This is a genomic window from Arthrobacter sp. 210 2 (genome assembly GCF_059093025.1).
Genome location: NZ_JBNHIE010000010.1, coordinates 90,209 through 102,661 on the forward strand (window position 1 = coordinate 90,209; position 12,453 = coordinate 102,661).

Consider the following 12,453-nt stretch of genomic DNA (forward strand, 5'->3'; position numbering starts at 1 on the left):
GTGCCGGAACTCCCAGAGGTGGAAGTGGTCCGCCGCGGCCTGGTGAGCTGGGTCCGCGGCCGGACCGTCGAGGCCGTTGATGTACTGGACCCGCGGTCAGTCCGCCGCCACTCCCTCGGGGTCAAGGATTTCATCGGCAACCTCGAAGGCGCCACGGTGACCGACGTGGTGCGCCGGGGCAAATTCCTCTGGCTGCCGCTTTCGGACAACTCCCACGCTCAGGAGGCACCTACCCCCGACGCGTTCGGGCGGCCCGCTGTCGCGCTGATGGCGCACCTGGGCATGAGCGGCCAGCTCCTGATGCAGGACAGCCAGGTCCCGGACGAAAAGCATCTCAAAGTGCGGTTCCGGCTCAGCGCCCGTGATGGGATGCCGGAAGAACTGCGGTTCGTGGACCAGCGGATTTTTGGAGGCCTCTTTGTCACGGCCATGGTGCCCACGGACGACGGCGGCCCGGGCGGCCTGGCCGAGACTCCCGTCCCGTTGATTGCGGAAGAGGCCTCGCATATTGCCCGGGACCCGCTGGACCCGGCTTTCTCTTTCGACCTTTTCCACCGCCGGCTGCGGAAGCGCAAAACGGGGCTTAAACGCGCTCTCCTGGACCAGGGCCTGGTGTCCGGCATCGGTAATATCTACGCTGACGAGGCACTGTGGCGGGCGCGGCTGCACTTCGCCCGGCCCACCGAGACACTGCGCAGGGGTGAAGCCGAAAGAGTGGTCAGCAGCGCCCGCGAGGTGATGCTCGATGCACTTGCAGCAGGCGGGACCAGCTTCGACTCCCTCTACGTGAACGTCAACGGGGCCTCCGGATACTTTGACAGGTCCCTCAACGCCTACGGCCGCGAAGGCGAGCCCTGCAAGCGCTGCGCGGCCGCCGGAATCCACGCCACGATCCGCCGTGAGCAGTTCATGAACCGCTCATCGCACACCTGCCCGGTCTGCCAGCCCCGTCCCCGCAACGGACACTGGTAGCCACTCCGTAAGTACGGACGCGATCCCTGGCGGTGGTCCGGTGAACGGCGGGAACCGGGCCGCCGGAGTGCACGGCGGAAGCCGTGGGAATCCCGTATTTTGGCCGGAGACGAAGTAGATTTAGGGTCTGCGAAAGCAGCCGCTACAGCCACTCAGGAGATCCGAAACGCCTTGCACCTCAAAAGCCTCACCGTCCGGGGGTTCAAGTCTTTTGCGTCCGCCACCACCTTCGACTTTGAGCCGGGCGTCACTGCCGTAGTCGGCCCGAACGGTTCCGGCAAGTCGAACGTGGTGGACGCGCTGGCCTGGGTGATGGGCGAGCAGGGCGCCAAAACCCTCCGCGGCGGCAAGATGGAGGATGTGATCTTCGCCGGCACATCGGGGCGGCCGCCCCTGGGCAGGGCCCACGTTTCGCTGACCATCGACAACACCGACGGTGCCCTGCCGATCGAATACAGTGAAGTCACCATCTCCAGGACCCTGTTCCGCACGGGCGGGTCCGAATACGCCATCAACGGCGCAGGTTGCCGCCTGCTCGACATCCAGGAACTCCTGTCCGATTCGGGCCTCGGCCGGGAAATGCACGTCATCGTGGGGCAGGGACAGCTGGACCGCATCCTGCATGCCACGCCTGAGGACCGGCGGGGCTTCATCGAGGAAGCGGCCGGCATCCTCAAGCACCGCCGGCGCAAGGAACGGACGGTCCGCAAACTCGAGGCGATGCAGGCCAATCTCCAGCGCCTCTCCGACCTCACCGGCGAAATACGGCGCCAGCTCACACCGCTGGGCAAGCAGGCCGAGGTGGCCCGCCGGGCCCAGCGCGTCCAGTTTGACGTCCGGGACGCCCGCGCCCGGCTGCTGGCTGACGACCTTGTCCAGATGCAGCTTGCCCTGGAACAGGATGTGGCGGACGAAGAGGCTCTCAAGGCCCGGCGGACGGTGGTCAACCAGGAGTTGGAGGAGGGCCGCCGGCAGCAGGCAACGCTTGAGCAGCTGGCGGCGGAGGCCACCCCGGCATTGAACGCCGCCAGGGATACCTGGTACCGGTTGTCGGCGGCGAGGGAGCGGCTTCGTTCCCTCGGTTCGCTCGCCGGGGACCGCAGCCGCCTGCTCGGGTCCGTGGATTCCGCACCACCCCCGGGACGGGATCCGGAACAGCTGGAACGCCAGGCCGCGCGTGTCCGCGAGGAGCTTGCCGAACTCGAACGGTCCATCCTGGACCGGCGGGGCGCCCTGGAATCCGCCACTGCCGCAAAGGTCCAGGCCGAACGGGATGCCCATGCCGAAGATCAGCGGCTTACCGCGGAGCTGCGCGCCGTGGCGGACCGGCGCGAGGGCCTGGCCCGCCTGGCAGGACAAGTGGCGGCGGCCAGGTCGCGGGTCGAATCTGCGCAGGCCGAGCTGGGCAGGCTGCGGGAATCGGTGGCCGCCGGTGCCGAGCGCCGTGCCCGCGCACAGGCCGAATTCACAGCCCTGGAAAACCAGGTGGCAGGAGTTGAAGAGGGCGAGGAATCGCTCGATGCCGACTACGAGGCCGCAAGTGCTGCCCTGGACGGCGTCCTCAGCGAAATCACGGACCTGAAGGCAGCCATCAACGAGGGGATCCGCAAGCGTGACGCCCTGGCAGCCCGCCGGGATGCGTTGAAGCTTGGGCTGGACCGCAAGGACGGCGCCAGGCATGTCCTGCAGTCCGGAATCCCCGGCGTGCACGCAAGCCTCGCCGCGGAACTCACGGTGGAGTCCGGATTCGAAACGGCGGTTGCCGCCGCACTGGGGGAGGCATCGGAGGCGATTGTTGTACAGGACCCGTCCACGGCCGCCGAGGTACTGCAGCGGCTCAAGGACGACGACGCCGGCCGGGCGTCCGTCCTCATCGCTTCCGCGGCGGGCGCTGACCTGCAGGACACAACCCTGCCTGACCTGCACGGGGACGCCCAATGGGCCGCGGCCTTGGTGTCCGGCGACGGCAGGTCCCTGGCACTGGTCAGGCACCTGCTGTCCCGTACCGCCGTCGTTCCCGACATTGAAGGCGCCGCCGCACTGGTGGCGACGCAGCCCGGCCTCACGGCCGTTACCCGCGCAGGGGACATTTTCACGGCGCTGTCAGTTACGGGAGGCTCGGCCAGGACGCCGTCACTGCTTGAAGTCCAGGCCGCCGTGGACGACGCCGACAGACAGCTTTCGGCGGTGACCACCGCGATGGAACAAAACAGGTTCGCCCTGGCAGGCGCTGAAGCCCGGCGCGCCGAGGCGCAGGAACGGGCAGACGCGGCCCTGGACAAGCTCCACGAGTCCGACGCGAGGCTGGCGGCAGTGGCGGAACGCCTCGGCCACCTTAACTCCCTGCTGCGCAGCGCCGTCGGCGAAAGTGACAGGCTGGCGGCTTCGTTGGTCCGTTCCGAGGCAAACGTTGTGGCGGAGGAAGAAGCGCTCGCCGCCGTCGCTGCCCGCCTGGCGGCGGCGCAGGAGGTGCCGCTGGAGCAGGAGCCGTCAACTGAACACCGGGACGCTTTGGCCCGGACCGCGTCCCAGGCCCGCGCCGCCGAAGTGGAGGCGCGGCTGTCCCTGCGGAGCGCGGAGGAACAGCTTTCTGCCACCCGCAACCGCGTGGCATCGCTGGAACGTGCTGCCGCCACGGAACGCCGGGCCCGCGAGGAAGCGGCCGAACGGGCCCGCCGCCGTCGCATCCAGGCCCGGCGCGCAGCGGCAGTTTCGGCAGCCGTAGGCCTCGCACTCCGCCACGTGGACATCTCCGTTGACCTCGCACGGCACGAGCGGGACCTCGCCGAGGAGAACCGTGAGCTGCGGGACCGGGGGCTGAAGGAAATCCGGAACGCGAATGAGGCGCTGGCCCGGGAGCTTTCCGACCTTACGGACAACGTGCACCGGGACGAGCTGGCCCGTGCCCAACAGCGCGCACGGATCGAGGCGCTGGAGACGCGCTCCATTGATGAACTGGGGATCACCCCCGACGCCCTGGTGGACGAGTTCGGGCCTCACGTGCCTGTTCCGGTTCCCGCGGACGAAAGCGCCGACAAATGGGCCGCCCTTCGCGCGCCCGTTGATGCCGGCGGGGAGGAGATCAGGGAGGGCAAGCCCTATGACCGCCCGGAGCAGGAGAAACGCCTGCGGAAAGCCGAGCGGGATCTTGCCAGCCTCGGCAAGGTGAACCCCCTGGCGCTGGAGGAATTCGCCGCGCTGGAAGAGCGGCACCAGTTCCTCAGCACACAGCTTGAGGACCTCAAAGCCAGCCGCAAGGACCTGCTGGACATCATCAAGGAAGTGGACGACAGGGTCCAGCGGGTCTTCACGGAAGCCTTCGAAGACACCCAAGCCCAGTTCGTCAGGGTCTTCGAACGGCTCTTTCCCGGCGGCGAGGGACGGCTGGTCCTCACGGATCCCGCGGACATGCTCACCACGGGCATCGAGGTGGAGGCCCGCCCCGCCGGCAAGAAAATCAAACGGCTCTCGCTGCTGTCCGGCGGTGAACGGTCGCTGACCGCAGTGGCACTGCTGGTGGCGATCTTCAAGGCGCGGCCGTCCCCGTTCTATGTAATGGACGAGGTGGAGGCCGCCCTGGACGACACCAACCTCGGCCGGCTCATCACCATCTTCGAGGAATTGCGGGAATCCAGCCAGCTCATCGTGATCACCCACCAGAAGCGCACCATGGAAGTGGCGGACGCCCTCTACGGCGTCACAATGCGGGGTGACGGCGTTTCCACCGTGATCAGCCAGCGGCTCGGCGCCGAGGTATAGGCACGGGATCCCGGGGGCGTCGGGGCAGGTCAAGCGTCCTATGCCGCCCAAAACGCCTGTTCCGTTTGTGAGAAGCTAGGGGAGTGAATGACATCCTTCCCATTATCCTGTCCATTGTTGCTGCCCTGGCGGTTATCGGCGGGCTGATTCCTGTCCTGCTGAAGACTCGGAAGAACATCACCAGGTACCCGGGTACCCGTGACGCCAACGATCCGGAAATCCAGTCCGGCGGCAGCACCCTGGTGGCTGACGGCCCGGCGGTGGCGGACCGGAAGGCACCGGAGGAAATTGCCCTCGATGACCTGGACGCCACCACTGTTCCCGACACCGCCGCAGGGCTGGAAGTCATTCCGGTGGAAACCCCGCTGCCCGTGGCGGGCCGGCTCATGCGCCTGCGGGAGCGGCTGGTCCGCTCCAATAACATCATGGGCAAAGGCCTGCTGGCGCTGCTCTCCAGCGACAAAATCGACGAGGACGTCTGGGACGAAGTAGAGGAAACCCTCCTTCTGGCAGACCTTGGCACCGAGCCCACCATGCAGCTTGTGGATGCCCTGCGCGAGCGGGTCAAGGTACTGGGCACCCGGACCCCGGAGGACGTCAAGAAACTGCTCCGCGAGGAGCTCATCAAGCTGGTGGACCCCACCATGGACCGCAGCCTCAATGTCCAGCGCCACGCCGACAAGCCCGCCGTCATGATGGTGGTGGGCGTGAACGGTGTGGGTAAGACCACCACCGTGGGCAAACTGGCACGCGTACTGGTGGCCGAAGACAAGGACGTCCTGCTGGGCGCCGCCGATACCTTCCGCGCCGCAGCCGCCGAGCAGCTTGCCACGTGGGGCCAGCGTGTTGGCGTCCCCACCGTCAAGTCCGACATTGACGGCGCCGACCCCGCCTCGGTGGCCTACGAAGCCGTCAAGGCAGGCATTGACCAGGAAGTGGACGTCGTGATGATCGACACCGCCGGACGTCTGCAGAACAAGGTCGGCCTGATGGACGAGCTCGGCAAGGTCAAGCGCGTCATCGAAAAGCTTGCCGAAGTTGATGAGGTGCTGCTCGTCCTGGATGCCACCACCGGCCAGAACGGCCTGAACCAGGCACGGGTATTCTCCGAGGTTGTCAACATCACCGGCATCGTCCTGACCAAGCTGGACGGGACGGCCAAGGGTGGAATCGTCGTTGCCATCCAGAAGAGCCTCGGCGTTCCGGTGAAGCTGATCGGCCTGGGCGAGGGCGCGGACGATCTTGCCCCGTTCGAGGCCGAGGGCTTTGTGGACGCGCTGCTGAACTGAGCTGCGGATCCGTCCTGCGCCCGGCCGGTTCCTAGGGCCTGGCTGACTGGAGGGTCTCCCGGGTGGCGAGCCAGGTGAACGCGGCCACCAGCATGATGCCGCCGGTGACACCGAAGGCCCAGCCGAAGCCCAGCCGGTCGGCAAGCACGCCCGCCAGGACGGGCCCAACAATCGCGCCGACGTCGGACGTCATCTGGTAGACGGCCAGCACCTTCCCGCCGGAACGCCCGCTGCCGATCACGTCGGCGACGGCGGCCTGCTGGGCAGGGCCAAAGAGCCCGGAGCCGATGCCGGCAACCACTGAAGCGGCCAGGAACCAGCCGAGGTCTGACGTGAAGCCGATGCCGGCGGTGGCGAGACCGGCCACCAGCAGGCCCCAGATCATCATGGGTTTGCGTCCCAAGCTGTCGGCCAGGCGACCGGAAAACGTCAGGGCGGCGGCGTTACCGGCGGCAAAGACCGCCAGTGCCAGCCCCGCCGCTTCGGGGCCGGAGCCGAACGCAGCGGCAGCAAACAGGGGAACGGTGGCCATGCGGACTCCAAAGGTGGCCCACCCGTTGGCGAAGCTGGAAAACAGGGCTGACCGGTAGGCGCCGGTCCCCAGCGCCTCCCCGAAGCGCATGTCCGGCGCCTTGTCCCGGGAATCCCGGGACCCGCGGCGCTGGTGGCTCAACTGGGTCTGCACCACGATTGCGGCGATCACCAGGGCGCCGGCGTAGGCCAGGAATGGGATCCGCAGCCCGAAACCGGCCAAAAGGCCGCCCACGATCGGACCGCAGACGTTGCCGATCAGGAACGCTGACGCATAGGCGCCGGACACCCTGCCCCGGCTCTCCGGCGGCGCCAGCCTGACCACCAGAGCCATGGACGCCACGGTGAACATCACGGAACCGGCACCGCCCAGCCCCCGGAAAAGCAGCAGCTGCCAGTAGTCCTGGGCAAAGGCGCACGCCGCCGTGGACCCGGCCACAATCAGCAGGCCCGCCACGTAAACGGGCCGTTCGCCCAGCCGGCCGATCAGGGTTCCGCCTGCCGGAGCAAAAATGAGCCGCATGAAGGCAAAAATCGCCACGATCACCGCCGCCTCGGTGTTTCCCACGCCAAAGGTTGTGGCGAATTGCGGCAATACGGGCGCAACAAGCCCGAATCCAAGCGCGATCAGGAACGCGGCGGCGAGCATCACCTTGATGTCGCGCGGGAGCTTGTCCCGTCGCGGCCGAAGGCGCGCCAAAATCCTTGATGTGGCGCCGCTCACGCGGGGTGCTGCAGTCATGAAGCGGAGTTCCTTGCAGAGAGTGCGGCCGGGGTCCGGCGGGAGTGGTGAAACACAACCGTAACAACCCGGATATGCACCATTTACTTCCTAGAGGTTCTTGTAACAGAGCGGCAATCTAAATCCTCTCCGGGCGAAACACGCCGCCGACACAATTTTTACAGGACGCAAAAAGGCGTTGGCAGGCGGAGCATTCCGCAACATTCGATGAGAGAGGACGTGCACCATGGAACTTACCGCAGGTCACGTTTGGCTCATGGTGGCGGCAGCACTTGTGCTGTTTATGACACCGGGCCTGGCATTTTTCTACGGCGGCATGACCCGTGCCAAGGCAGCACTGAACATGATGATGATGAGCTTCATCTCCATCGGCATCGTGAGCGTTGTGTGGGTACTGTGGGGCTACTCCATGACGGGCGGTGATGGCTTCCTGCAGATCGTCGGCAACCCGTTCACCAGCTTTGGTCTCGAGGGAGTCAACACGGCAGACACGCCGGACGGCCTTATCCTTGTCGGCTACGGTGCCACCTTTGCCATCATCACTGTGGCCCTGATCAGCGGTGCGATCGCTGACCGCGCCAAGTTCGGCGCCTGGTCCGTGTTCGTGCCCGTGTGGGTGACCCTCGTGTACTGCCCGCTCGCCTACATGGTGTGGGGTGGCGGCCTCTTCGGTGAGGAAGGCGCGATTGGCCAGGCCCTCGGCCCGGCCATCGACTTCGCCGGCGGCACCGTCGTCCACATCAACGCCGGTGTGGCGGCCCTGATCCTCGTCCTGATCATCGGCAACCGCAAGGGCTTCGGCAAGGACCCCAACCACCGCCCGCACAACATCCCGTTCGTGATGCTCGGAGCAGCCATCCTGTGGTTCGGCTGGTTCGGCTTCAACGGCGGCCTTGCCTCCTCTGCTGAACAGGGTGGCGTCATCTGGGTCAACACGCTCGCGGCTCCCGCAGCGGCGATGCTCGGCTGGCTCGTCACTGAACGCATCCGCGACGGACACCCCACCTCCCTTGGTGCCGCTTCCGGCGTGGTCGCCGGCCTGGTGGCCATCACCCCGGCCTGCGCCAACGTCAGCCCTGTCGGTGCCCTCGGCCTCGGCGTCGTGGCCGGTGTCGCCTCTGCCCTGGCTGTTGGCCTGAAGTTCCGCTGGGGCTTCGACGACTCGCTCGACGTTGTAGGCGTCCACCTCGTGTCCGGCATCATCGGCACCGTTGCCCTAGGCTTCATCGCACTGCCCACAGACGGCGTGGGCGGCGGCCTCTTCTACGGAGGCGGCATGACCCAGATGTGGGCACAGCTGGCAGCAGCAGGCATCGCCATCGCGTACTCGGCAATCCTGACCGCGATCATCGCCTTCGCCATCCACAAGACCATGGGCTTCCGCGTCTCGCAGGAACAGGAAACGGTGGGTGTGGACCTCAGCCTGCACGCCGAGACCGCCTACGAGTTCGGTGTGGGCGGCCACGGTGGAAGCTTCCAGCCGCTGCACGACATGATCACCGGCAAGAACCAGCAGGAAACCTCTGACCAGCCCGCAGCGGCTGCCCAGAAGAACGAATCAGCAACAGGCAAGGAAAGCGTGGGGGCATGAAACTGATTACTGCTATCGTCAGGCCGGAAAAGCTCGAAGCCATCCGGGAAGGACTGGAAGCCTACGGCGTACAGGGCCTGACGGTCAGCGCGGCCAGCGGTTACGGCCGGCAGCGGGGCTACACCGAGGTTTACCGCGGTGCAGAGTACAACGTGGATCTCCTGCCGAAGATCCGGGTGGAGGTGCTGGCGACGGACGAGCAAGCTGACGACATCCTGGACGTCATCATCGCCAGCTCCAACACCGGCCGTGCCGGTGACGGCAAGGTTTGGACCATGGACGTTTTCGAAGCCGTCCGGGTCCGGACCGGTGAACGGGGAGTCGCCGCCATCTAGGGCGGAGCGTCTTCTCCCGGAACCTGAAGAGCAAAGCAGGAGCGGGCAGGAAACCGGAAGGTTTCCTGCCCGCTCTGTCGTTAATAGCGCAGGGCCGTAAGTCGTGCGCCCGGTCCTCAGGACCCGCTGTCAGCACGCCCTGCGGTAGGCCAGGAAGCGGGCCCGGCCGAACCGGCGTCGTACTCCTCAAGCGGGACGTCGTTGCGCTGCCAGGCCAGAAGCACCGGCTCAACAATCCGCCAGCAGTCCTCCGCGGTGTCGCCGCGGACAGACAGCAGGGGATCACCGGCGAGCACGCCCTCCAGGACTTCGCCATAGGGGAGGAGTTCGGAGGCACTCAGTTCGGCCTGAAGGGTGGCCCGGCTCAGGCTGAAGATGTCTCCGGGGCCATTGACATCGACGTCGAACTGCAAAGTATCCGGGCCGAAGCCGATCCGCAGCTGGTTTGGGGAGTCCACGCCCGTGAAGCCTTTGGGCAGGTGGGGGACCGGGCGGAACGTGACCACGGCTTCCTTGCGCTTGGCACCCAAAGCCTTGCCGGACCGCAGGACGAACGGGACATCCTTCCAGCGCCAGTTGTCGATCCCTATCTGGATCTCCGCGAGGGTTTCGGTTCCGCGGTCCGCGTCCACTCCCTCCTCCCTGGCGTAGTCCGGCACCGCCTTTCCTGCCACAGAGCCTGCGGTGTAGCGTGCCCTGCGGGTGGAGGCGGCGAAGGGGGCACGGACGCTGCTGGCCCGAAGGACGGCGGAGATGGCATCGCGCAGGTCCCGCTCGCCCACGGTGGCCGGCGGCTCGATGGCCATCAGGGCCATAATCTGCAGCAGGTGGCTTTGGATCATGTCCCGGAGGGCGCCGGCGCCGTCGTAGTAGCGCGCCCGCCCTTCCAGGGCCAGGTCCTCGTCAAAGATGATTTCCACCTTTTCAATGTGGTGGCGGTTCCAGACGGGCTCAAGGAAGTTGTTGGCAAAGCGCAGGCCCAGGATGTTCAGCACGGTGGCCTTGCCCAGGAAGTGGTCAACCCGGTGGATGTGGTCCTCGGGCACCAGCCGCACCAGGGTCCGGTTAAGGGACCGTGCGGATTCCTCGCCCGACCCGAACGGTTTCTCCATCACCAGCCGCGTCCCGTCCGGGACGTCCTCGGGCTGCAAGGCCTCACACGCGAGCTGGCTGATCTTCGGCGGGAGCGCAAAATAGACGGCCACGGGCCCCTCGAGGCTGCGCAGCAGTGCGGCAAGGCCGCCGCCGGCGGTGACGTCCAGCTGATGGTAGACAGTTTCCTTTTCGAGCGCCTGAAGCGCTTCCTGTCCCTCGGCGGCTGCGGCTTCGGCGGTTGCAGCAAACGACGAATGCACCCTCTCCCGCCACTGTTCCGGGGTCCACGGATCAGATCCCGCCCCAACGAGCCGCAGCCCTGCCGCGCGGCCCTTCGCCACCAGCCGCGCCAGCCCGGGCAGGAGGAGCCGGCCGGTAAGATCGCCGGAGGCACCGAGGATGAGCAGGGTTCTTACAGTTGTTTGGCTCGTCATTTTGCCAGCATGCCATCTTGGGTGCCCGACTTGGTACCCTAGATAGTCGAGTCCCGATCATCCACTGAAAGAAGTGCACGGCGCGTGTTCAATTCACTCTCTGACCGGTTGACAGCAACCTTCAAGAATCTCCGCGGCAAAGGCCGCCTCACCGAGGCCGACGTCGATGCAACAGTCCGCGAGATCCGCCGCGCCCTTCTGGACGCCGACGTTGCAGTCCCCGTTGTCCGGGAATTCACGGGGCGGGTCCGCGAACGCGCCCTGGGCGCCGAGGTATCGGCCGCACTGAACCCGAGCCAGCAGATCGTCAAGATCGTCAACGAGGAACTCGTGGAGATCCTCGGCGGCGAGACCCGCCGCATCCGGCTCGCCAAAAACGGCCCCACGATCATCATGTTGGCAGGCCTGCAGGGTGCCGGTAAGACAACCCTGGCCGGCAAGCTGTCCAAGTGGCTGAAGGCGCAGGGCCACAGCCCCATGCTGGTGGCATGTGACCTGCAGCGACCCAACGCCGTCACCCAGTTGCAGGTGGTGGGCCAGCGCGCCAACGTGCCGGTGTTCGCGCCCCACCCGGGCGCCACCTCGTCCGAACTTGAGCACCCTGCGGGTGACCCCGTGGCGGTGGCGCGTGCCGGCGTCGAGGAAGCCCGCCAGAAGCTGCACGACGTCGTCATCGTTGACACCGCGGGGCGCCTCGGCGTTGACGCCGACATGATGGAACAGGCACGCCAGATCCGCCGCGCCATCGTGCCCAACGAAGTCCTGTTCGTCATCGACGCCATGATCGGCCAGGACGCCGTGAACACGGCGCACGCATTCGACGAAGGCGTCAACTTCACCGGCATCGTCCTCTCCAAGCTCGACGGCGACGCCCGCGGTGGTGCCGCGCTGTCCGTCGCGTCGGTCACCGGTAAGCCCGTGATGTTCGCCTCCACGGGCGAGGGCCTGGACGACTTCGAGCTGTTCCACCCGGACCGGATGGCCTCGCGCATCCTGGACATGGGCGATGTCCTCACGCTCATCGAGCAGGCCGAAAAGTCCTGGGACAAGGATGAAGCTGCCCGGATGGCGAAGAAGTTCGCCGACCAGGAGGACTTCACCCTGGACGACTTCCTGGCCCAGATGCAGCAGATCCGCAACATGGGTTCCATGAAAAAGATGCTCATGATGATGCCCGGCGCGCAGAACATCCGCCAGCAGCTGGAGCAGTTCGACGAGCGCGAGATCGACCGCGTGGAAGCGATTGTCCGCTCCATGACCCCGCACGAGCGCGTGGCGCCCAAGATCATCAACGGGTCCCGCCGCGCCCGCATCGCGCGCGGTTCCGGTGTGCACGTTTCCGAGGTCAACGGACTGCTGGAACGATTCGCCCAGGCCCAGAAGATGATGAAGAAGATGGCCCAGGGCGGCATGCCGGGGATGCCCGGAATGCCCGGAATGCCCGGGGCGGGCGGCGGAGCCCGGAAGAACGCCAAGAACGCACCGAAGAAGAAGGCAAAGTCGGGCAACCCTGCAAAGGCCGCCCAGGAGCGCAAGGACGCCGAAGCACGCCGTGCCAATGCAGCCAAGGCCCTGCCCACCGGCGCGGCCTTCGGCCAGCAGGGGGGCGACTTCGACCCGTCCCAGCTGAACCTGCCCAAGGGCTTCGACAAGTTCCTCGGCAAGTAACAGCATCCCGACCAGGTAGCAGCAGGTGTCGTTTTGA

Annotated in this window: 8 protein-coding genes; 6 read left to right on the forward strand and 2 right to left on the reverse strand. The window is 66.5% G+C overall.

All coding sequences use genetic code 11. The annotated features are described in order from the left end of the window. The 3 genes from mutM (at nucleotide 1) to ftsY (ending at nucleotide 6,020) form a co-directional block, all read left to right on the forward strand. Nucleotides 1-972, forward strand: coding sequence for a bifunctional DNA-formamidopyrimidine glycosylase/DNA-(apurinic or apyrimidinic site) lyase (mutM, locus tag AC5RWA_RS17370; protein ID WP_494058480.1), 972 nt, complete (start codon nucleotides 1-3; stop codon nucleotides 970-972). Between the two features lie 171 nt (nucleotides 973-1,143). Beyond that, the gene (gene smc / locus AC5RWA_RS17375) at nucleotides 1,144-4,731 is read left to right on the forward strand and encodes a chromosome segregation protein SMC (protein WP_494058481.1); all 3,588 of its coding nucleotides are present in this window, start codon (nucleotides 1,144-1,146) and stop codon (nucleotides 4,729-4,731) included. 83 nt (nucleotides 4,732-4,814) lie between these two features. Then, nucleotides 4,815-6,020, forward strand: coding sequence for a signal recognition particle-docking protein FtsY (gene ftsY / locus AC5RWA_RS17380; protein ID WP_115525557.1), 1,206 nt, complete (start codon nucleotides 4,815-4,817; stop codon nucleotides 6,018-6,020). A 31-nt stretch (nucleotides 6,021-6,051) separates the two neighbouring features. Here ftsY and AC5RWA_RS17385 read toward each other — a convergent pair whose 3' ends face one another. Beyond that, nucleotides 6,052-7,293: an MFS transporter gene (locus AC5RWA_RS17385; RefSeq protein ID WP_494058482.1), complete on the reverse strand. Its 1,242-nt coding sequence runs from the start codon at nucleotides 7,291-7,293 to the stop codon at nucleotides 6,052-6,054. A gap of 226 nt (nucleotides 7,294-7,519) precedes the next feature. Between AC5RWA_RS17385 and AC5RWA_RS17390 the strand changes: the two genes are divergently transcribed. Beyond that, nucleotides 7,520-8,884 carry an ammonium transporter gene (locus AC5RWA_RS17390; RefSeq protein WP_115525555.1) on the forward strand — a complete coding sequence of 455 codons (1,365 nt, stop codon included), beginning with the start codon at nucleotides 7,520-7,522 and terminating at the stop codon, nucleotides 8,882-8,884. Next, nucleotides 8,881-9,219: a P-II family nitrogen regulator gene (locus AC5RWA_RS17395; protein WP_015937412.1), complete on the forward strand. Its 339-nt coding sequence runs from the start codon at nucleotides 8,881-8,883 to the stop codon at nucleotides 9,217-9,219. The genes AC5RWA_RS17390 and AC5RWA_RS17395 overlap by 4 nt, the downstream gene beginning before the upstream one ends. A gap of 116 nt (nucleotides 9,220-9,335) precedes the next feature. Here AC5RWA_RS17395 and AC5RWA_RS17400 read toward each other — a convergent pair whose 3' ends face one another. Then, complete coding sequence (locus AC5RWA_RS17400) at nucleotides 9,336-10,748, reverse strand: glucose-6-phosphate dehydrogenase (RefSeq protein ID WP_275731312.1); 1,413 nt, start codon at nucleotides 10,746-10,748, stop codon at nucleotides 9,336-9,338. Between the two features lie 84 nt (nucleotides 10,749-10,832). On the opposite strand from AC5RWA_RS17400, the gene ffh reads away from it, so the two are divergent. Beyond that, on the forward strand, nucleotides 10,833-12,416 hold the full coding sequence (gene ffh / locus AC5RWA_RS17405) for a signal recognition particle protein (RefSeq protein WP_079598956.1): 1,584 nt from the start codon (nucleotides 10,833-10,835) through the stop codon (nucleotides 12,414-12,416). Nucleotides 12,417-12,453: the final 37 nt, after the last annotated feature.

Coding starts and splice junctions, on each gene's coding strand:
- AC5RWA_RS17385 (WP_494058482.1), bottom strand. CDS start 7,293: ATGACTGCAGCACCCCGCGTGAGCGGCGCCACATCAAGGATTTTGGCG.
- AC5RWA_RS17390 (WP_115525555.1), top strand. CDS start 7,520: ATGGAACTTACCGCAGGTCACGTTTGGCTCATGGTGGCGGCAGCACTT.
- AC5RWA_RS17395 (WP_015937412.1), top strand. CDS start 8,881: ATGAAACTGATTACTGCTATCGTCAGGCCGGAAAAGCTCGAAGCCATC.
- AC5RWA_RS17400 (WP_275731312.1), bottom strand. CDS start 10,748: ATGACGAGCCAAACAACTGTAAGAACCCTGCTCATCCTCGGTGCCTCC.